Below are 23,397 nucleotides of genomic sequence, written 5' to 3' on the forward strand. Positions count from 1 at the left end.
TATAAAGAGTTTAAAGTGAACTTGACTGAAAAAGTAGGCGACAACACTTGGTATCGTGGTACTTATGAAGGTTCTGATGGTAATATATGGATTCATCCTAATCATTTAACGACAAAGGAAGAAAGCAATATAAGTAGAGTTGGACAAATTAGGGATACCGGTGTAGAAATATATCAGCAACTAGATGATATTTCTTCGATAATTAATGCTAATTCCACTCATATCAATCGTGTTTTTTATATTAAGAAACAGACAATAATAGATGGTAAAACTTTTTATCTTTTAAGTAATAAACCAAATAGTGAAGATGGCCTTGTTGGCTGGGTTAACAAAAATAATGTTACTTCTTACTCACATGTAGGAGTGGATAAAAATAATAAGATTATGTATTTGAAAGGCACTGGTTATGCCTACGATAAAATCTGGGGCGGTAGTGAAAATATAGTATTTCCACCAACAGAGTTAGAGAAGAGAAAAGGTTATGGGTTGCAGGTAAACTTAACTGAGAAGGTTGGAAATAATACCTGGTATAGAGGTATACTAGATGGTAAGGAAGTTTGGATTCATTCTAACCATGTTTCTACACAAACTGGGAATGAGACTAGTAAATTAGGAAAGATAATGAACTCAAGTGCTTCCATTTTTAAGAGTTTAGGAGATTCAACTTCTATTATTACTGCAGGAGAAGTTCACACAGGTCTAGTTTACTATATTAAGAGAGAGACTATTTTACATGGTAAAACTTATTATCTAATTAGCAATCAACCGAGTAGTACGATAGGTACTGTAGGTTGGGTCGATAAAGATAGTATGGAAACACATGATCATGTAGGTATAGATTCCAAGTCAAAAACCTTCTATCTTAAAGGCACAGGTGTTGCCTATAATAGACCTTGGGGCGGAACGAAGAATGTTGTATATAATGTTACTCAAATGGAAGATCGTAAAGGGGCAGTATTCCAAGTTCAATTAACACAAAAAGTAGGAAGTAATACATGGTACCGTGGTAAGTTAGACGGTCAAACAGTGTGGATTCATTCATCACACCTGAACAGTAATAATTACACTACTTATAATTTAACGTTAGAACAAGCGTTAACTATGCAAATGAAAGTAAATCCACAAACAGACAAATACAGAAATAATCCGGGATATGTTAGTGCTGAATATATTGATTTGTATGGACTTATCACTGGTACTACAGTGAATTTAAGAACTTCACCAACTCTTACTAGCAGCGTTAAATTTAGTGTTAAACAAAACACTAAATTTGAAATTCTTGATGATAATGTTAAGGGTGATACTGTTAGTAATAGTACAAGATGGTATAAAATAAAATATAGTGGTTCAACAGTTTATGTTCATAGTAGTTTAGCTAAAATCTATGGAACTACTAATGCAAATGTAAATGTTCGAGAAACAGCTAGTAGTAGTACAAGTAGTCATATTTATGGACTTGTTCCAAAAGGAACTACTTTGAGTATTTTAGATATGGGATCATCTTGGCATAAGGTAAGCTATAATACTTGGAGAAGTGCTAAAAAAGATGATGTAAGTTACTACCTAGATCCAAATAACTTCGTAAATGATCCTATTCAAAGATTCCAATTCTTTGATATTTCTAAACCAAGTGGTATCTCTGCGAGTGCTCTAAACACTTTACTAAGTGGTAAAGGAATTCTAAATAATAAAGGGCAGTATTTTGTACAAGCAGAGAAAAGTTATGGGGTTAATGCTGTATATCTAGTAGCCCATGCTTTACTAGAAACAGGACATGGAACTTCTGAACTAGCAAATGGTGTCGTATACAAAGGAGTCAAGGTCCATAATATGTATGGGATAAATGCGTTTGATTCTAATCCAAGAGGTGCGGGAGCAGAAAAAGCCTATAATGAAGGATGGACAACACCTGAAAGAGCTATCTTGGGTGGAGCTAAATGGATTGCAGATAACTATATTTATGTCGGGCAGAATACGATATACAATATGCGATGGAATCCAGTTTCAATGGATACCAGAGGCGGTGCTAGTCATCAATACGCTACAGATATTGGCTGGGCCTCTAAACAAGTGAATACTATGTATCAAATTTACAAGCAAATAAATAATGTAGTTTTCCAATTTGATATTCCGAAGTATAAATAATCTTTAATTGGGCGGTCTAAAGAGTCAGAACAACTGACTCTTTAGTAGCCCTTTTTTTTATAGAATTAATAGGTCGTAAGTTTTTTGAATAAATTAAATTAACTGTTAGCTAAACTTTGAATCTACTTATCCGATATGATTAGTAGATAAATAGACATACGGGGGATATTAATGAAAAAGTTTGTAGTAAATGTAATCATAATTTTATTTATCATAATGACGATGCCAACCATCTTATCTGCTAAAGAAAATTACGCAGATGTAAATAATTATATAAAGACCCATAAGTTTAGAGCAGCAAAAATAGAATATAATCATAATCCTTCTTTTTTAAAATTTAATTATCGTAATGGATATGGAATGGTAGAAGGTGTCGTAGCTCACGAAACAGCTAATGATGATTCAACAATTTTAAAAGAAATCTCATATATGTCTCGAAATCATCATAATGCATTCGTTCACGCATTTGCTGATCATAATCGAATTATAGAGATCCATCCAACTGAGTTTGGAGCATGGGGTGCAGGGAAATACGCTAACCAACGATTTGTACATATAGAGTTGGTGAGAGTAGATTCTTACGATCAATTCGCGCGATCTATTAATAATTATGCATACTATATTGCTAGTGTTCTGTACGATAATGCATTAGGTGTAACTAGTGCTGATAGTTCAGGTACTGGTACACTATGGTCACATAATGCCGTAAGTAAGCATCTTGGGGGAACTAATCATAGTGATCCACATGGTTACTTTTCAAGATATGGTTACAGTTGGAATCAATTTGTTAGTTTAGTAACTGAGAAACATAGTGAGTTAATAGCTAGCAAAAAGGCTAATACAAGTAAGTTAGGTAAAATTAAATATAGTAATGCATATATCTATCAGAATCCAACTAATTTAAATAATAGAACTATAGCGGGAGCAACACAATTAAATAAAGTATTTTATATAAAAGCACAATCTAAATTAAAAGGTAAGACTTATTATTTAATAAGTAACCTACCTAGTAGTAAGAATGCCACTATAGGATGGGTAGAATCTAAAGATATTACTACCTTAAGCCATCTCGCAGTAGATAGTGTACCAAAAACATTCTATCTAAAAGGAAAAGGCGTTGCTTATGATCGTCCATGGGGTGGTAGTAAGAACGTAGTTTACACCAGCAATGAACTTGCCCAGGATAAATATGACCGGTTTGATGTCCATTTAACACAAAAAGTAGGAACTAATACATGGTATCGTGGTTCTCTAAATGGAAAAACCGTTTGGATTCATGGAAACCACTTAACAATCAAAGAAGAAAGTAGTACAAGTAGATTAGGAAAAGTGAACGATACAAGTGTGAAAATATATTCCAATGATCAGCTTACAACTGCATTCACAGCAGGATCAGAATATATGAACAACGTGTATTATATTAAGAAACAAATGAAGTTAGATGGCAATACGTATTATTTAATAAGTGAGCAACCAAGTAGTGTAAATGGAATCATCGGTTGGGTGAATTCTAAAGATATAACTACCCTAAGCCATCTCGCAGTAGATAGTGTTCCAAAAACATACTATCTAAAAGGAAAAGGCATTGCTTATAATCGTCCATGGGGTGGTAGTAAGAACGTAGTTTACACCAGCAATGAACTTGCCCAGGATAAATATGAACGGTTTGATGTCCATCTAACACAAAAAGTAGGAACTAATACATGGTATCGTGGAGTTCTAAATGGAAAAACCGTTTGGATTCATGGTAACCACTTAACAATCAAAGAAGAAAGTAGTACAAGTAGATTAGGAAAAGTGAACGATACAAGTGTGAGAATATATTCCAATGATCAGCTTACAACTGCATTCACAGCAGGCACAGAATATATGAACAACGTGTATTATATTAAGAAACAAATGAAGTTAGATGGCAATAAGTATTATTTAATAAGCGAGCAACCAAGTAGTGTAAATGGAATCATCGGTTGGGTGAATTCTAAAGATATAACTACCCTAAGCCACCTCGCAGTAGATAGTGTACCGAAAACATTCTATCTAAAAGGAAAAGGAGTAGCTTATAACCGTCCATGGGGTGGTGGTAAGAACGTAGTTTACACTAGCAATGAACTTGCCCAATATAAATATGAACGGTTTGATGTCCATCTAACACAAAAAGTAGGAACTAATACATGGTATCGTGGTGAATTTAGGGGGGGAACAATGTGGATACACAGTTCCCACCTAGATAAAAAATAGATGATGAGATTGATACGAAAAAGCCCAAGACTTTTTAATGAAATTTTCTTGGGCTTTTTCATTTAATATAAATGAATGTTAACAATTTGAAATTTGGAATACTAGTTAGTTGTAGTAAAAGGATTTAGAACTAAATACAAGAATTAACAAGGAAGTCTTATTAAAAGGATAGATATGTTAGATTTAATTATTGTTATCGAAATTTGTCAAAATATCAAAGATATTATGATGTATTTTTGATTACATATTGATATAATTATGATGGCGCAGCAAAGGATAGCTGAATTGATAGCAAACTTTTGCAATATGTTGCTATCAAAGAACTCATTATTATATCTTTGGTCGTTTATTTTTTACATTAATGGTGTAATATAAACACTACACATTAAAATTAGTGCTGGATTAGCTATTGTTCTTTTTCCTATTTAAACGCTAGATAATGCTTTGATGAACATAGGAAGGTGATTGTTTACATTAGTACGTGGTAGTCCTCAAATAGTTTTTTTATAGTATAACCTTAACGTTTGAGAATTCATTTTGATAAGCTGAATTACTATAAAGAATAAAAAAGTTGATATAATATTTTGCTTTAAAGAAATCTATAACAAGATGCTTGAAGTTCGGAATAATAAAGTTCCAATAAATTATCTAATAGTTGAAATTAAGTAACACTTATACCGATAGGGTAGGCATCATTTATAACTAATATAGTAAGGTTTGCAACTAGACTTAGGGCATTTTCGCTTTAACTGAAAAGATTTCATAACTTCTTGGAATTTAGACAATATGGTGAAGAAGAATATTAATTTAGAAAAACATAAAATAAATATAAATGGTTAAGAATCTCGAGATATAAAGGTTTATGCAACCACAAAATATTAGTAAACAGTTTAGTCGTATACGGAGGAATTATTAAATGAAGAAAGTATTAAAACCGGTAAAAAAACAGTTTAAACGAGCAAAAAACCTGTCCAGGTTCTTCATAAGACCTTTTAAGGATTATAGGAAAAGCATTCAGGCTCATCGCGGGCTACTCTACGGTTATCATTTCGAAAAAACTAGTATAGATGAAAAAATGGTTTTACTGGAAACCGCACACGGTGAAAAAATAGGCGGGAATCCATATGCAATATATGAAAAAATGATTGTAGATCCTAAGTTTAATGGTTTTAAGTATATCTGGGTTTTAAATAATCTGGATGATTGGTTCTATTCTGAAAAAATTAAAGAAAAACAAAATGTTGTAGTTGTCAAGAGAGATAGCGATGAATATATCAAATATTTAGCCAAAGCTAAGTATTTGATAAATGATACAACTTTTCCTTTTTATTTTCAGAAAAAAGAAGGTCAGGTTTATGTTAATACTTGGCATGGCACACCTATTAAAACTTTAGGAAAGGATGTTAAAGGGACTTTAGGACAACATAAAAATGCTATTCGTAACTTTTTACACGCCGACTATCTCGTACATCCTAATCGATTTACGGCGGATATAGTAAATGAAGCTCATGAATTAAATGGTATATATCAAGGAAAGATTGTTGACAGTGGCTATCCGAGAGTTGACTTGACACTTAATGCAGATAAAAAATTGGTTAAATCCTTTTTAGAAAAGGTTTTAGAAAAAAAAATAGACAAGAAAATTGTTCTCTATGCCCCAACTTGGAGAGGTGAGTTGGGCAAAATAAAAAATATCGATGAGGATTTAATAAAACATGTAAAGGAAATACAATCGGGACTACCTGAAGATTATATATTACTATTGAAAGTGCATAACCTTACTTATCGCTTTATTAAAGATAATGATATTTTTGAGAACATTTGCATTCCGAATTGGTTTGAAACAAATGAACTTTTGTCTATAGTCGATGTATTAATAACTGATTACTCCAGCATAATATTCGACTTTATACCGACAAAAAGACCAATCATTCTATTCACTTATGACATTAATGATTATGAGGAACAGAGAGGAATGTATTTAGATGTAAAGGATCTACCTGGGAAGATTTGCGTGTCATCTGATGAGATTGTGAGAGAAATTAGTAATTTAAATACTTTCTCAGCTAACAGCGATGATAAATACGCAGAGGCTATTAAGACTTATTGTTATAATGATGACGGTTTTGCTACTCAAAGATTTATCGATATTATCTTTCATGATGTAGAGAGTAAAGATGTCTATAAAATTCGAGAGACCAATAAAAAGAAGGTTATTTTATATGGTGGTTCACTAGATACAAATGGTATCACAATCTCTCTACTTAACTTGTTGCGAAACATCGATTACTCAAAATATGATATTACATTGATTCATGGTGGTAATATAAATAATGCTAATAAATATAATATTGAAAGTCTTCCGGAACCAGTAAGAATCTTATATAGAATGGGTACTTTTAACTACACGCTTCCGGAATATTATAAACACCATTTGGTGTTTAATTCTGGATTCAAACGGAATATAATTAAGAAGAATATTCCAATTGATTTATACAAAAGAGAATTAAGAAGATTAGTCGGAGATGCCAAATTTGATATTGGAATTGACTATAGTGGATATTCACCATTATGGACTCTAATTTTTTCTTCAAACGAGTTTAACAGTAAAAGTATATATCTGCATTCAGAGATGAAAACTGATATAGAACGAAGAGTTAAGCAGAATAAAAAGGTTAATATTTATTACAATATCATTTTCAATTTATATAATAACTTTGATAAGGTAATATCAGTATCTAAAGATGTTACGGATATAAATAAAGAAAACCTAAAGGATTATGTAGATTCGAGTAAAATAGTTAATGTTGAGAACTCAATTGATTATAATCGAGTACTAGAAACATCAAATAATTACGAGACTTATTATTACTCAGACAGGGAATACATGTTACTAGAAAAAAATGTAGAAAATGGCTTTGTATCTATTAAAGGGGTAGAAGAACCTGTTCCTGATGATATAAACTTCATTACAGTAGGTCGTCTATCTATTGAGAAAGACCAAGAAAAACTAATTTATGCATTTTCTAAAGTGCACGATAAATATGCTAATACAAAGTTATATATTGTTGGAGATGGGAAACTGAAGAATAAATTAACTTCTCTTATACATTCATTAAAACTGGATGGAAAAGTATTTTTAGTAGGTGCTTTAGATAATCCATTTGCATTACTGAATAAATGTGATTGTTTTGTAATGTCTTCAAATTATGAAGGACAAGGGTTAGCTATAATAGAAGCTCTTATACTTGGAAAACCTGTAATTTCAACTAACATCCCTGGACCAAGAGGGATATTAGAGAATGGCTTTGGTCGATTGGTCGATAATGACGAAGATGGATTAATTCAAGGAATGGTTGAGTTTATTGAGGAAAAACCAACTTATAAGAAATTCGATTATAAATCTTATAACAAGCAAGCACTGAAGAGATTTTACTATGAAGTTTGCGGCGAAAAAGTTGAATATGACAAGTAGAAGCTAGAGTTATTTATACCTGATATTTAAATATTAAAGAGCATTCTCAAAAGAGAATGCTCTTTATAAATGTTTTTAATCTGAAAAATTTGGACATGTAAAATATATTGTTTTTTGTTTAAGTTGTGATTGTGATTTAACTTGTGTGCTAAATAAAAATAAAATAGCTACTGAATAGAAACAATTTCCTGAGGCAAAATAAAATCTGTAAAAATACCGTTTATACTTAACTGAAAATACTCTTTCATTACTTCTAAATCATTTATTGTATAGACATATGATTTAATACTCTTCTCATTTAGTGCCTTTATTACTTCTAATTCAGCCCTAGATTCTGATAAGCTAACTACTCGAATATCATTCTTATCACAAAAATCAGCTAATGTTTCGGGGGTATAGTCTTCGCGTCCCACAACATAGACCATATCATGGAAGCCATACTGACGAATTAGCTCTAGATCGTCTTTATAAAACATTTGAGGTATGAGTCTATTTTTAATATCGCTATCCAAGTCTTTTGTGAAACTATTTATTTTCTCATAGAGTTTTTTTGTATCTGCAACAGAAGTTGTTTTTCCATCCATTATTATATAGATATCAGGGTACTCTTCTAATAACGCAATTACTCCATCAAAATCTAAAGGGCTATATTTGTTGTAGTATGGCGAATTCATAAACTGCTCATATGTTATAGTTTTAGAAGATAGATTTTGACCATAATCTTCTTCCCAGCCGTGGCGTACAACCAAATTGCTATCACTTGTTATTGAAAAGTCTAATTCGAAAAGTCTATATCCATTATTATAACTATTTATTAGTGCCTCTTTACTGTTTGTATATGTATATCCATCAATAGCACCCCCAGCATGGGCAATTAATTGTTGTTCAGTCCAATTATAATGATTAGATTCTTCATTATTAATAGCACAACCAGAAATTAAAATGAAAATCACCCCTAATAGTAAAGCTTTCCGCATAATCTTACACCTCTTTATGTTGAGTATTTTAAGAAGATAGGTATACCTACTCCGAAGTTGTTTCATACCAGCTTCTCAATATCTTAGATAATTGGCATTTATATCATAACAAATTTTAGAAGGGACAAATAGCTTTTAGGTTATAACTACATATATTAACAAATTAATGGGGAATCCTCCCAAAACTAAGCGTCAGAGCTAAAGGCTCTCCTCAAAGGCTAAGTTTTTCTAGTAAGAATTGACTATTTGAGATTGGGGTTTACAATATATAAATATAGTCGAAAAATGTTATCATTATTATTATTGGGATAGAAGGTGTGTACTAATGGCTAAGATTTCGATTATCTTACCTATTTATAATACAGAAGAATATATAACAGAATGTATTAATTCTTTACTGAGTCAAACTTATAAAAATATCGAGATAATTATTATAGATGATCATAGTGGAATAGAATGCAAAAGACTAATTAAAGAAATAGCAGCACAAGATCCTAGGATAAAAGTTTTCCATCTTGATGAAAATATGGGCATAGGATTCACTAGAAATTTTGGCATAACAAAAGCAAGTGGAGAATTAATATATTTTGTTGATAGTGATGACTATGTGGCTCCAACTACCATTGAGTTATTATCCAAGAATATAAAGAATTACGATATGATATGTGGAAAAATTGAACATACATATACTAGTGGAAGTAAGGTGGAACAATTAGAAGAACTCTCAAAGCCAGCCATCTACACTGATAATAAGTATAATCTAATTAAAAATAGTTCCGCACTAAATTGGTTGATTAAAAAAGATTTTATTAATAATAATCGATTGGTATTCTCAGAGGAAGTGGTTTCTTTTTCCGATTTAAATTTTATGGTACCAGCTCTATACAATAATAAGGAGATTCCATATTTAAAAGAAGCATTATACTTTAAAAGAGAGAGAAATGATCCAATTTTAAAGCCATCAATAATGCAAGGTGATAGTAAAAGGATCATTGAAGACTTTCTTAATGCATTCATCGTTATGAAAGAACATTATAAGGAAGATCCCTTAATCAATGATTATCTAGATTTTCAAATATTAGATTTTTACTCTAACGACATAGTTGAGTTTTTCAAAGATGAGAGTAATATTGCTTCAATATTTCAACTCTTAAACACGGCGTTAGAAAAAGTCCAAAACGAATCTATGAAAAGTTATGGCTACTTCATAAAAACAGAAATACAAACAATAATAAAAGGTGATAGTAACAAATTTATAAAGATAAATAGTAAACATCACTTCTTAAGAGAATTTAAAATTGCAATAAAGGGTAGAAGAAAACTCTACATTTTTCTATATAATAGATTTTTCACCAAATTGCCGGTAAAAAAGAATACGGTTTTTTTAGAAAGTTTTTTAGGAAAGTCTTATTCAGACAACCCAAAATATATTTATGAATATATGAAAAATAATAGTAATCAGTATAAATATATTTGGAGTTTTAATGAGAAGAAGGATATCCCTGGAAATCCCATGCAAGTTAAAAGGTTTAGCCTAAAGTATTTTTATTATCTAGCTACTGCAGGATATTGGATTAGTAATTCAAGGCTTCCTAAGGACTTAAAAAAGAGAGAAGAAACTATCTACTTGCAAACATGGCATGGAACACCCCTGAAAAAATTGGTATTTGATATGAAGGATATCTATTCAGCAGATCCTAATTACAAATATAATTTTTACAAGCAATCAAGAAGATGGGATTATTTAAATTCGGCTAATCATTATTCTAGTGAAATTTTTAGAAGAGCGTTCTTGTATGACGGTGAAATGTTGGAGTATGGTTATCCTAGAAACGATATTTTATATCAAAGTAATAATGAGAAAGATATAAAACTAATAAAAGATAAGTTGAATTTACCTTCAAACAAGAAAGCTATTTTGTATGCTCCTACTTGGAGAGATGATGAGTTTTATGGTAGTGGTAGATATAAATTTAAATTAAAATTAGAACTCGAAAAATTAAAACAAGCTATAGGTGATAACTATATAATCATCTTGAGAATGCATTATTTTATTGCAAATCAAATTGATATTTCTAATTATGAAGGATTTGTCTATGATTACTCTAAATATGATGATATTGCTGAGTTATACTTAATATCTGATATATTAATTACTGATTATTCTTCTGTATTTTTTGATTACGCAAACTTACTTAGACCGATTTTGTTCTATACGTATGATTTAGAAAAATACAGAGACACACTTAGAGGTTTTTATATTAATATCGAACAAGAGGTTCCTGGACCTTTATTAAAAGATACTGATGAAATAATAAATGCTATTCAAAACATAACAAGTATAGAAAATGACTATAAAGATCAATACACGCAATTCTATAATAGATTTTGTGTTTGGGATAATGGGCATGCATCGGAACGGACAGTTAAAACTGTATTTAAAGGTTTTGATATAACTGACTAAATTTTGTTTCAACTACATTGTGAATATTATGGTGATAAAATGAAGAAAACTCTTGTTTATTTAGCTACATTAGTCTTGAAAAATATATTTTGGCTTTTAGGGGTTATTTTGCCAAAAAAACAAAATGTAATTGTGTTTGAAAGTTTTTTTGGAAAACAATATAGTGACAATCCGAGGGCAATTTATGAGTATTTATTAGAAAGAAATTCAGAATATGAAATGTACTGGAGCTTTGATAAGAAATATATTACCAAATATAAAGATAAAGATATAAAATATGTAAAACGGTTTTCATTAAAATGGCTATTTGTAATGACGAGAGCTAAATTTTGGGTTAATAACTGTAGATTACCATCATGGATACCAAAACCTAAAAATACAAACTATGTCCAAACATGGCATGGTACTCCATTAAAAAAATTAGCGACTGACATAGAAGAAGTATATATGGCAGGTACTGAGACTTCAAAATATAAAAGAGAATTCCTAAAAGAAGCTCAAAAATGGGATTATTTAATCTCTCCAAACGAGTATTCGACAAAAATATTTTCAAATGCATTTAGTTATAAAAAAGAAATTATTGAGACGGGTTATCCAAGAAATGACTTTTTATTAAATTGTAATAATAAGGAAACAAGGAGCGAAATTAAGAGAAAGTTAATATTGCCAAAGGATAAAAAAGTAATATTATATGCACCTACATGGAGGGATAATCAATTTTATACTCAGGGTAAATATAAATTTGCATTACAATTGGACCTGCATCGAATGAGGGAAGAACTTGAGGGCGAATATGTAATATTGTTGAGGTTGCATTATCTTATTGCAGAGCATATAAATCTAACTGATTTCCAAGGTTTTGTTTTTGATGTATCAAACTATGAAGATATTAGAGAGTTATATCTTGTTTCTGATATATTAATTACAGATTATTCATCTGTATTTTTCGATTATGCAAACTTAAAGCGGCCTATCTTATTCTTTGTATATGATATAGAGGAATATAGGGACAACCTCAGAGGATTCTATTTTGACTTTGAAAATAAAGCACCCGGTCCTTTATTAAAATCTAATGATGAAATATTGAATGAGATTGTTAAGATAGAAAAAAATGGTTTTATACCATCAAGAAAATACTTAGATTTTTATAAGAAGTTTTGCTACCTAGAGGATGGTAAAGCATCAGAAAGAGTTGTTAAAGAAGTATTTGAAAAATAAATGTTTAGAAGGGGTATCTTGAAGGGGATATCCCTTTTAAAATTGTTTTTTCTACTTTTTATTTGTATAATCTAATAGTATGCAATTTTAGGATAGGATATTGAAAGGAAATTCATATGAAATCTGCTGTAAAGGTTATTAAAGAACAATTAAATCACTTTTATTTAATAAGGCGTCTCTCTATATACGAACTTAAGAGTAAGAACAAAAGTAACTATTTAGGAATGGCCTGGGAAGTTATAAATCCAGTAATACAAATCTTAATTTATTGGTTAGTTTTTGGTAGTATTAGACAAAGAGATAAAATTGAGGCTGCTCCTGATATGGAAGTTCCATTTATTACTTGGTTAATAGCTGCTTTTGTATTATGGATATTCTTCTATCAATCGACAATTCAGGGCTCTAAGTCTATATATAGTAGACTACGTATGCTTTCTAAGATGAATTTCCCAATGAGTATAATTCCTAACTATGTTATATTTTCTCAACTTTATATTCATTTGTTTATGTTACTAATAACTATAATAATTTTTCATCTTAGTGAATTTTATATTAGCGTTTACTATATCCAGTTAATTTATTTTATATTTGCAGCATTCTGCTTTATTTTTGCTGTTTCACTAATCATGTCAACGTTGTCAACTATTGTGAGAGATGTCCATATGTTTTTAAATGCAACTCTAAGGATGTTGTTATATTTATCACCAATACTTTGGCAAATTGAAACATTAGCTCCTGAACCTTTTCCAACTATATTAAAGTTAAACCCTTTATATTACTTGATTGAAGGTTATAGAGCGGCATTGTTTGGTACAAACTGGTATCTAATTGAAAACTGGCACTATACACTATACTTCTGGGCTGTTGTAATAATCTTATTTATTTTTGGCTCAGTACTGCACATCAAATTTAGAAGACACTTCATTGATTACTTATAGACGGTTGTGATTAAAAATGGATAAAGCAATTAGAGTAAGAAATATAACAAAAAAGTATAAGCTATATAAAAGTACAAAGGAACGTTTATTGGATATGATTACTCCTAAAAGCTATGGAGAAGACTTTTATGCATTAGCAGATGTTAGTTTTGAGGCCGAGAAAGGTGATATAGTTGGCTTCATTGGTATAAATGGTTCAGGGAAATCAACGTTATCCAATATTATTGCCGGTATAGTTCCTGAAACTTCTGGTACTGTAGAGGTTAATGGTCAAGCTTCGTTAATTGCTGTTTCTTCAGGATTGAAGGGGGATCTATCCGGGAGGGACAACATAGAATTAAAGTGCCTAATGCTTGGTTTTACTAAGGAAGAGATTAAAGAACTAGAGCCTAAAATTATTGAGTTTTCCGAGTTAGAACAATTTATTGATCAACCTGTTAAATCATATTCTAGTGGTATGAAATCGAGATTAGGATTTGCAATTTCTGTAACAGTTAATCCAGATATTCTTATTATTGACGAAGCATTATCGGTTGGTGATAAGGCATTTGCCGAGAAGAGCTTAAGTAAAATGAAGGAATTTAAGGAACATGGAAAAACAATGATTTTCGTTAGTCATTCATTAGGTCAAATGAAGGAATTTTGTGAGAAAATTCTTTGGCTTGAGTATGGATTAGTAAAGGATTTCGGAACTGTCGAAGAAGTTATTCCTAAGTATGAAGAATTTTTAAGGGAATTCAAAACTATGAATAAAAAAGAGCGAGAAGCGTATAGAAATGAAGCGATGAAACTTCAATCAAAGGCATTAAAACTTAATTAATAGAGTAAATCAACCATTTGACATATTTCGTGTTAAATGGTTTTTTTCTTATGAAAATTGTCGATAACTTACTTTGTAAATTTATTGTAAAAAATGTATAATAAACTATAAATATTCGAACTATTTTTAATTTAAGGAGGTTAATTTATGTCGCAATATAGCTTCATCCTTCTTTCTGGAGGTATTGGGAAGAGAATGCAATTAAACATTCCGAAGCAGTTTCTCTTACTTTCTGGAAAGCCAATCTTTATTCACGTATTGGAAAAGATTGATACAATCGACGAGATAAAAGAAGTATTGATTCCATGTCCGCCTGATTTCTTAGAAAAAACGCTAGAGATCATTAATGAATACGGGTTTTCTAAACCAATTTATTGTATAACCGGTGGGAGATCTAGACAAGAATCAGTTTATAAAGGATTAAAGGAGGCTTCTTTTGAAAATGTCATCGTGCACGAAGCAGTCCGTCCGTTTGTATCAAAAGAAGATTTTAAAGAACTTATTAACGCCAAAAGTGAAAGCGCTATCTATGGTTTGGATATTCCCTTCACGGTTTTAAAAGGAGGAGAAGTAGTAGAGGAAAACTTGGAAAGAGACAAACTAGTCAATGTTCAACTACCGCATAAATATAATCGAGATAAGCTATTGTATGCACATGAATGTGCAAGAGAGGATGGCTTAGAATTTACGGAAGATGCTAGTCTTTATTTTCATTATTACAAATCAGATATTGTTATATTAAAAGGCAGTGAGTACAACATCAAGATAACGAAACCAATAGATCGTAAAATTGCCGAGACTATTTATAAAGAATCTATATTAATGGAGGGTTATTGATGTCGAAAACTGTTATTGTTACTGGAGCAAGTAGAGGAATTGGAAGAGCAATTGCTATTGCGTTAAGTGAACGCGAAGATCTTACTAACTTTGTCCTAATTTCCAGAACGGAAGAAGGATTAGAAGAAACCCTCAACATGATGAACCCCAACAAGAACATTCAATATTTTCCCTTAGATTTATCAGACTATCATGCTGTTCAAAAACTAATTCATCAAATAGGAGAAGAATATCAAACGATTGATATGCTAATCAATGTTGCTGGATACGCTAATCCTAAATCATTATTAGAAACATCGATAGACGACTGGGAACAGACATATAAGATTAATGTTCATTCCTTATTTAATATCACAAAAGAAACCGTAAAATTTATGAAGAAGACAGGTGGCAAGATTTTAAATGTAGCTTCCACTGCAGGGAGTTCTGCTAGACCAGGCTGGTTAGCTTATGCCTCTTCTAAAGCAGCACTTATCAGTATTTCTCAGACGCTATCAGAAGAACTCTCGGACTATGGAATATTAGTTTATTGTATTTCACCAGGAAGATGTGCGACGGAATTGAGGAAAGTCTTAGCTCCTGATGAAGATCCAACAACCATTATGCAACCAGAACATGTGGGAGAAGTAGTGAATCAATTACTGTCTGATAATGGTATTTGCCTAGATGGCCAAAATATTGTCGTTAGAAAACAAGTAAATAAAACTCCGAAGAAAGAGAAAGTACTAAATCAAACAACCTAACAACAGAGGCGATTAATCATGAATAGTATACATTTAGAATATATTCAACTCATACTACTACTTCTTATCCTACTTTCGGTTAATGGGAAACTACTAAAAAAATGTAGATTATTGGCGAAAAGGACATTTGTAGTTTTGGTTCGTTTTCTATCAAAGTTAGTTCCTAAAGCTAATAATTTAGTAGTGTTTGGTGGGGAAAGTGGCCAGGGATTTCGTGGTAATACGAAATATCTATTTATTGAAATGAATAAAGGGGACAACATAAAATGTGTTTGGATTACGAAGAACAACCAAGTGATGAAGCAGATACATAGCTTAGGTTATGAAGCACATCGTCATCATAGTTTAAAAGGGTTTATCTATCAATTGCGTGCTAGACTAATTGTCCATTCCCATTCTATTAACGATGACTTTGAAAAAGCACTTTTAGGTGGAGCAATATCCTATAATACATGGCATGGTGTAGGTTTAAAGAAAGTCTGGGGAGCTAATAAAAGTACCTTTTCTTATAAAATCATCCATAACGCCAATAAGCTCAAGCGTTTCTTTGGAATGTTTGTCGTTCGGGCAAATTTGGCGAAAAAGAATTATGTCATATCAACAAGTGATAAGGTATCTTCGTATTACCCTGAGACCTTCTTAGTTCCAAAGGAAAATGTCATACAAATGGGACAGGTCCGGAATGATGTTTTTTTCAAAGAAACAGAAGAGGATGATGAAATACCAGCATGGATTAGGGATGAGAAAGTTATTTTATATATGCCTACTCATCGGAAGTTTGGAAAGCTAGAAACAGATATTAATTTAGTATTTGATTTTGAACAGCTGGATAAATTATGTGATGAGCGAGGATATAAATTTCTTGTTAAGCGACATATGTATAGCAGCGGTGATGTGCCAAGTCTTTATGAAAATATCATTGATATTAGTGATTCAAACTATGATCCTCAGCTTTTATTAAAGTATACGGATATTTTATTAACGGACTATTCAAGCTGCTATACCGATTACTTATTATTGAATAGACCTGTATTATTCTATAGTTACGACTTAGATTTGTATTTAAAGAAATCGAATGAGATGTATTTTAACTATTTTGATGTTACACCTGGCCCTAAGGTAACAGAATTTTTAGCATTAATGAAGGAACTGCAAAGGGCAATGGATCAGCCGGAACTATATGAATCCGATAGAAATAGAGTGCTAAATATATTTTACTCAAAAGATAATCAGGGAGAGGTTTTATCGAAACAAGTAAGTTTTATAAAAGAGGAAGTGTTACAAGTGAAGGAAAGGTAGGTGCATAATGAGCAAATTAAAGCTACTACCTACAATTATTGTAAAAAAAATCCTAATAATTGTTTATCGTACATTCTCCAAGTTGTATAAGATTGATGAAATGAAGGTGACTTTTGCTTCCTATCGTTCAGATACATTAAAGGACAATTTATATTTTGTTAGTAAGGACATGGAGACTAGGTTTCCTAATATTAAGCAAGTATATTTATTGAAAAGGTTCGAGTCTTCGTTATTTGGAAAGATAACCTATATAATCCATTTAATTAAGGCGTGTTTTCATTTATCAACATCTAAATACTTTATTATAGATGATTATTATTTACCTGTATATTTAATAACACCGAGAGAAGGCATAGAAGTCATCCAATTATGGCACGGTTCTGGGGCGCTTAAGAAGTTCGGATTAAGTACGGTAGGGAAACCATTTGGACCTAACCCAGCCTATTTAGAATATGTTAAAATCCATAGTAATTATTCGAAGGCATATGTTAGTTCTAGGGAAGTAATACCATATTATGCAGAAGCATTTGGTATGGATGAATTAGCTATTAGGCCACTAGGTATCCCAAGAACGGATTACTATAATAATTCTATACTTATTAATCAAGCTAAATATAAGTTTTATCAAAAGTATCCTAATTCAATCGATAAGAAAATATTACTATATGCACCAACATTTCGTGGAAAAAGTCATTATCAAGATGAATTCCAATTACCTTTTGATTTGCCAACTATGAAGTCTTGCTTACATACCGAATATGTACTACTTGTGCATTTACATCCATATATGAAAGGTATAGCGAATTTTGAAGAAAATGATTTTTTTTACCATATTGAAACGGATTTTACTATTCAAGAGCTACTATCAATTACAGATACATTAATAACTGATTATTCTACAGTATTCTTTGACTTTAGCTTACTTAATCGTCCTATTATATTTTACGCATATGATTTAGAAGAATATAAAGATGAGAGAGACTTTTATTATGATTATAAAGATTTAGTCCCAGGTCCCTTGGTAACAGATACAAATTCACTGCTAGCAGTAATAAAAGATAAGGACTTTAGAAGTGATCGTATAGAAGAATTTTCAAAACGTTTTTTTGATTATCGGGATGGGAAATCAACAGAACGGGTCGTTAATGATATTTTTAATTTATAAAGTTGAAAAAGATTAATATACTGTGTAATAGGAGTGGCTAGTACCACTCCTATTTGATTTTGGCTGCACTATTTTGTGAGAACCCATCTAGAAACTAAATAAGTAAAAGGTATAGGAATAACTGCTGATATTAGCGGAGCAATGAATTCGTTTAACATAAATAAATCTACTAACACGTATAAAGAAATAGTGGTAACACTATAATTTACAATATAGGTAATGGGAAATTGAAAAAACTTCTTTAATGTCGGTTTTGTTTTATAGGTGAAGTAACAGTTTAGATAAAATGATCCAATCATACTTATTACAAATGCTACTGTATGACTAAAAATGTATGGAATGGAAACCGCCATAAATAGTAAGTACAGAATGTAGTAATTAAATGTATTTACAATACCTACCAGGATAAACCGTATAAAAGATTGATATTTATTAATTATGTAAGATGGTACCCTCTTTGATTGCATCCCTCTCAATCTAATTGCTCTCCTTTTGAGATAATGTTAGATTGCGATACCACATATTTTGGGCGCCTCTTTACCTCATAGAAAATTCTTCCTACATATTCCCCGATAACCCCAATGGAGATGAGTTGGATTCCACCTAATAGCAATATTGCAGCTATTAATGTAAAATAGCCAGGAGTTTCTATACCGAATAATAATATTCTAATGAAAGTAATACCAATATAGATTACATTTAGAACGGTAATGATAACCCCCAGATGTATAAGTAAGCGTAAAGGTTTACTATTAAACGATATCAGTCCATCTATTGCATAATTTAACAAGCTAGGCAAACTCCATTTACTTTCCCCTGCGACTCTTTCTTGATTTTCATATTCAATAATCTTTTTATCGTATCCAATCCATGAAAAGAGTCCTTTTGAAAATCTATTATATTCTGGTAAAGCTAATAACGAATTTATTGCTTTTCTGCTTAATAGTCTAAAATCGCCCATACCATCCACTAGTTCAACGTCAACTAGTTTATTGATAATACGGTAGTAGAACTTAGTTAAGTGCTTTCTAGTAAAGCTCTCTCCTGTTCGGCAACGTTTAGCGATAACTTGATCATAACCGTCTTCGTAATACTTAATCATATCTAGAATTAACCTAGGTGGATGTTGTAGGTCAGCATCAATAATGATTGCAACATTACCTACCGAATGATGTAATCCAGCAAGCATAGCAGATTCCTTACCAAAATTTCTAGAAAATGAAATGTATTTAACAGTTTCATCCTTTATAGAAAAAGCCTTAATCTTCTCTAATGTATCATCAACACTACCGTCATTTACAAAAATAATTTCATAGTTATAAAGAGTGCTTAAAGTATCATCATTTAACACATTTGAAAGTTCATGATAAATTTCCTGTAATGAAGAGCTTTCATTGTAACAAGGTATTATAAGGGATAAAGTTTTCACAAAGTACTTCCTCCATAAAGCTTTCTTTTAGAAAAGATGTATCACCTATAATTCCTTTCCATTAATGATATAGTTCAAACTAAATAATTCTATTTTTAACCAATTACCTTAATATTTACTTAGAAGTAAATATATCTGGTGTATTAGAAAATACGCCATCAACGTCAAACTTCACCAACTCTTCATATCTATCAAGAGTGTTTACTGTATATGGATAGACCTTATAGCCTTGATTTTGGCAGTTTCTAATAAAATCCTGATCCACAAATACATGATTAGGATGGATACTATAGATGTTAAGCCCGCTCATTTTAGCATAATCCCAAGTGTTCAAGATTCTGTAATGAAATAGCATACCCAATGGTAAAGTAGGATTGATTTCTTGGACTTTCTTTAAAGCAAGGTGATCGAATGAAGAAATGATTATATTTTCAAGGCGATTATATTCTGCTAACTTTTGTAGTAGAATCTTCTCTATCCCCTCATATAGTACTGGGATATTCTTAATTTCTATATTTAAAAGAATGGATTTAGGGCATATTTCTAATACCTCCTCTAATGTCGAAATAGTTGTTCCCTCAAATTCTTGGTTAAAAGAAGCCCCCACATCTATTTGTTTAATTTCATCCAGTGTATAGTCTTTGATTAATCCTGTTGCGCTTTTGTTAAATCGTGTTAATTTATGGTCGTGACATACAATAAGTCGATTATCCTTTGTTAACTGAACATCAAGCTCCATTGCTTTCGTTCCATGTTCAATAGCCTTTTGGAATGCAGGTAATGTGTTCTCAGGTGCCTCAGTTAAAGAACCACGGTGAGCAAAGTTTAATACCATGTAATCATCTCCTCCTTTAAGCTTTAGTGCCCTTATCATAACATAATCATAGAAAAATACATGTCTACCAGGAAATGCATATTTTATATGGTTTTCTACATAATAAACGGGAACATATAAAACAAACAGAAGTGGGTGATTAAGGTGTCTGGTAGGGTGAAAAAAGTTATTTTGTTACTTTTATTTTTATTTGTCTTGGTTGCATGTAATAATCCTCAAGAAGTACAAGATGGTGGGGATTCTAGCCCATTTCTAAATCTCTCAACAGATAATCAGGAAGAAGAACAACCGATGGAATCAGAGCAATTAGAACAACCAGAGCAGTCAGAGCAATCGCTTGAATCACCGTTAAATGAACTAATAGAAAATAGGGAGCAGCCTGAAGAGGGGGAAGAAAAAGAAGTAACAGATAAGTCAGAAGGAATAGGCGAGCCAACAGAGGTGGAAGAGATACCGCAGAATCAAGAAGATCTACAAAAGGCATTGCCAACTGAACCTGTATCACCAGAGAAAATGGATGGTACAGATGGTACAAATGAAAAGGAGCAATTTGATGTACAAACGTCTCTGCCATTTGAAAATTTTAGAGAGCGCTGGAATGCGGTTTCAGATGCAAATTATTCTAATTTGTATATAAAGGATTTCACAGGGACACCAAATGATTTAGGTGTAACCTATGTTGCAGCGCTTGATGGACAGATGGAGATTAGGGTTTTTGTTGTAGGTGACTACGTACAATCAATAGGAATAAATGCAGTAGGTAATATTAATATACCAAAGATGCTTACAGGTTGGTCACAAATTATTAATATTCTATACCCTGAAATTGAGATTCATGACGTTGATGAATTTTTCAATGAATTAGGCGTCAGACCTAATGGTGATTTAAGCAAACTTAAAGAGGGAACTTTTGCCCGTGATAATTTAAATTTTGCGATTAAAAGAATTGATAATGGCTTCTTATTTGAGGGATCGTATCAATAAAATGTTAATTATGTTATACGAGGGGGATAGTACATGAAAAGATTAAAAATTTTACTAGTAATTTGTGCAACCCTTATCCTGTCATTACTTCAACAAATCACTACTACACACTCACAAAGTGGGTTCTTTAATATGTCATATATTTTTTTTGGTTCACCTAGTAGCTATATAAATCAGGTGAATCAAACAAAAGGAAGTTTAGATGTTGTTTCCCCTAATTACTTTGATGTTACTGAGGATGGAGATTTGACTGTAACTTGGAAACTACAAACATCGTTTATAGAAGAGATGCATAGAAGAGGAGTAAAGGTTGTTCCCTTTTTAGCAAATCATTGGAATGTAACAGCAGGAAAAAAAGCCTTAGACAATAGGGATGCTTTAGCAAGAAAGGTTGCTGATGCAGTAAAGAAATATAATTTAGACGGGGTAAATGTTGATATTGAAGGAATTGGAAATTCATATCGGGATGCTCATACTGATTTTATTAGATTACTTCGTGAGTATTTACCAGCCGATAAAGAAGTCTCCGTTGCAACAGCAGCTAACCCAAATGGATGGACTACTGGATGGCATGGATTCTATGATTATAAAGCACTTTCAAAGTATGTCGATTACTTGATGATTATGGCTTATGATGAAAGTTGGGAGTCTCCAGATAGTCCAATTGGTCCAGTATCAAGCATTCAATTTTTCGAAAGGTCGATACAATATGCTATTAATCAAGGTGTTCCAGAAGATCGAATCGTAGTGGGGTTACCGTTTTATGGACGAATGTGGAAATTGGATGGTAATTCGGAAACTGCAATCGGAAAGAAAATAACGGGGCTTGGATTATCTAGTAATCGGGTCAAACCGTTAATTGAAAAATTTTCAGGAACAATATCATTTGATAAGAATACACAATCCAACTTTGCAGAGTTTACTATTCCTAGCGGGCAATCCGCGTTTGTAGGTAGTACAGAATTAACTGCTGGAAACTATGTAATTTGGTATGATGATCAGCAGGCAATTAAAGCTAAACTGGCCTTGCCGAATGAATATGGCATAAAAGGAACTGGATCTTGGGCACTCTATCATGAGGTACCAGAAATGTGGGATTACTATACACTATGGTTAAATAGACTATATTTCAAAGATGTAGCAGAAAATTATTGGGCAAGCGGGAGTATAAATCGCGTTGCTGAACTCGGCTGGATGGCAGGAACAACGAATATCACGTTTTCACCGAAAAAAACACTAACACGTGCAGAAGGAGCAGTTATTCTAGTACGGGCTTTGGGAGAAAATGGATTAACACCAAATGAATTTCAATTTAAAGATACGACTGGTCACTGGGCACAACGGGAAATTGAAATTGCAAGGGAACTGGGCCTAGTAGGGGGCATAACAACAACTTCATTTGCTCCTAATGCTCCTTTAACTAGGGAACAACTTGCTACGATCTTTCAAAATATATTTAAATACCCTATTAATTATCCCATTAACAATGGGTTTCCAGATGTTAATACAAAAAAATGGTCCTACCATTCCATTGTTGCTCTTACTCAACAAGGTATATTAGGTGGTTATCCAGATGGTTCATTTAAACCAACATCTTCATCAACTAGAGCAGATATGGCTGCTTTAATGGAACGGATGCAAAGTGATTTTAATCGTATCCGTAATGATTAAATGGTGTCAGGTGCTTTTATTTTGAGCAAAATAAAATAGCAGTTGCCTAAACAACTGCTATTTCTTGTGCGTGTGGCAGCACGCTTCACTATAGGGTGAAAGTCCCGAATACGACCGCCGTTCAGTCGGTAAGTATTAGCTAACAGACAGTGCGGAGAC

The 23,397-nt window shown here is 32.0% G+C and carries 16 protein-coding genes and 1 pseudogene; 13 read left to right on the forward strand and 4 right to left on the reverse strand.

Features of this window, described 5'->3' with window-relative positions:
• The 3 genes from K332_RS22415 to K332_RS0111730 all read left to right on the forward strand — a co-directional run.
• On the forward strand, positions 1 to 2,145 hold a 2,145-nt coding region (locus K332_RS22415; RefSeq protein ID WP_051359439.1), incomplete at its 5' end, for an N-acetylglucosaminidase.
• A gap of 171 nt (positions 2,146 to 2,316) precedes the next feature.
• Positions 2,317 to 4,383, forward strand: a complete 2,067-nt coding sequence (locus K332_RS22420; RefSeq protein ID WP_051359440.1) for a peptidoglycan recognition protein family protein — start codon at positions 2,317 to 2,319, stop codon at positions 4,381 to 4,383.
• 916 nt (positions 4,384 to 5,299) lie between these two features.
• Complete coding sequence (locus K332_RS0111730; RefSeq protein ID WP_026907621.1) at positions 5,300 to 7,858, forward strand: glycosyltransferase; 2,559 nt, start codon at positions 5,300 to 5,302, stop codon at positions 7,856 to 7,858.
• 167 nt (positions 7,859 to 8,025) lie between these two features.
• Here the strand turns inward: K332_RS0111730 and K332_RS23285 are convergent, their stop codons facing one another.
• The gene (locus tag K332_RS23285) at positions 8,026 to 8,835 is read right to left on the reverse strand and encodes a glycerophosphodiester phosphodiesterase family protein (protein ID WP_026907622.1); all 810 of its coding nucleotides are present in this window, start codon (positions 8,833 to 8,835) and stop codon (positions 8,026 to 8,028) included.
• 325 nt (positions 8,836 to 9,160) lie between these two features.
• On the opposite strand from K332_RS23285, the gene K332_RS0111740 reads away from it, so the two are divergent.
• The 8 genes and pseudogenes from K332_RS0111740 (at position 9,161) to K332_RS0111775 (ending at position 18,319) form a co-directional block, all read left to right on the forward strand.
• Positions 9,161 to 11,299: a bifunctional glycosyltransferase/CDP-glycerol:glycerophosphate glycerophosphotransferase gene (locus tag K332_RS0111740; protein ID WP_026907623.1), complete on the forward strand. Its 2,139-nt coding sequence runs from the start codon at positions 9,161 to 9,163 to the stop codon at positions 11,297 to 11,299.
• Between the two features lie 132 nt (positions 11,300 to 11,431).
• Positions 11,432 to 12,517, forward strand: a pseudogene (locus tag K332_RS0111745) (CDP-glycerol glycerophosphotransferase family protein); the annotation flags it as partial.
• A 116-nt stretch (positions 12,518 to 12,633) separates the two neighbouring features.
• Complete coding sequence (locus K332_RS0111750; protein ID WP_026907625.1) at positions 12,634 to 13,455, forward strand: ABC transporter permease; 822 nt, start codon at positions 12,634 to 12,636, stop codon at positions 13,453 to 13,455.
• A 16-nt stretch (positions 13,456 to 13,471) separates the two neighbouring features.
• A complete protein-coding gene (tagH, locus tag K332_RS0111755; RefSeq protein ID WP_026907626.1) occupies positions 13,472 to 14,275 on the forward strand; it encodes a teichoic acids export ABC transporter ATP-binding subunit TagH in 804 nt (267 codons plus the stop codon).
• Positions 14,276 to 14,422: 147 nt separating this feature from the next.
• Positions 14,423 to 15,112, forward strand: coding sequence for an IspD/TarI family cytidylyltransferase (locus tag K332_RS0111760; protein ID WP_026907627.1), 690 nt, complete (start codon positions 14,423 to 14,425; stop codon positions 15,110 to 15,112).
• Positions 15,112 to 15,855 (forward strand): SDR family oxidoreductase, encoded by a 744-nt coding sequence (locus tag K332_RS22430; RefSeq protein ID WP_051359441.1) that lies wholly within the window; start codon positions 15,112 to 15,114, stop codon positions 15,853 to 15,855. The genes K332_RS0111760 and K332_RS22430 overlap by 1 nt, the downstream gene beginning before the upstream one ends.
• A gap of 18 nt (positions 15,856 to 15,873) precedes the next feature.
• The gene (locus K332_RS0111770; protein ID WP_026907628.1) at positions 15,874 to 17,154 is read left to right on the forward strand and encodes a CDP-glycerol glycerophosphotransferase family protein; all 1,281 of its coding nucleotides are present in this window, start codon (positions 15,874 to 15,876) and stop codon (positions 17,152 to 17,154) included.
• A gap of 7 nt (positions 17,155 to 17,161) precedes the next feature.
• Positions 17,162 to 18,319, forward strand: a complete 1,158-nt coding sequence (locus K332_RS0111775) for a CDP-glycerol glycerophosphotransferase family protein (protein ID WP_036688789.1) — start codon at positions 17,162 to 17,164, stop codon at positions 18,317 to 18,319.
• A 68-nt stretch (positions 18,320 to 18,387) separates the two neighbouring features.
• Here K332_RS0111775 and K332_RS0111780 read toward each other — a convergent pair whose 3' ends face one another.
• From K332_RS0111780 to K332_RS0111790, 3 genes are all read right to left on the reverse strand, one after another.
• Positions 18,388 to 18,786 (reverse strand): GtrA family protein, encoded by a 399-nt coding sequence (locus K332_RS0111780; protein ID WP_051359442.1) that lies wholly within the window; start codon positions 18,784 to 18,786, stop codon positions 18,388 to 18,390.
• 5 nt (positions 18,787 to 18,791) lie between these two features.
• Positions 18,792 to 19,748, reverse strand: a complete 957-nt coding sequence (locus K332_RS0111785) for a glycosyltransferase family 2 protein (RefSeq protein ID WP_026907631.1) — start codon at positions 19,746 to 19,748, stop codon at positions 18,792 to 18,794.
• A 115-nt stretch (positions 19,749 to 19,863) separates the two neighbouring features.
• Complete coding sequence (locus K332_RS0111790; protein ID WP_026907632.1) at positions 19,864 to 20,583, reverse strand: glycerophosphodiester phosphodiesterase; 720 nt, start codon at positions 20,581 to 20,583, stop codon at positions 19,864 to 19,866.
• Positions 20,584 to 20,739: 156 nt separating this feature from the next.
• On the opposite strand from K332_RS0111790, the gene K332_RS0111795 reads away from it, so the two are divergent.
• Entirely contained in the window at positions 20,740 to 21,567 is an 828-nt protein-coding gene (locus K332_RS0111795) for a hypothetical protein (RefSeq protein WP_026907633.1), read from the forward strand.
• 33 nt (positions 21,568 to 21,600) lie between these two features.
• Positions 21,601 to 23,238 (forward strand): glycosyl hydrolase family 18 protein, encoded by a 1,638-nt coding sequence (locus K332_RS22435; RefSeq protein WP_036688792.1) that lies wholly within the window; start codon positions 21,601 to 21,603, stop codon positions 23,236 to 23,238.
• Positions 23,239 to 23,397: the final 159 nt, after the last annotated feature.

It is taken from the genome of Paucisalibacillus globulus DSM 18846 (assembly GCF_000482485.1).
Classification (GTDB): Bacteria; Bacillota; Bacilli; order Bacillales; family Amphibacillaceae; genus Ornithinibacillus; species Ornithinibacillus globulus.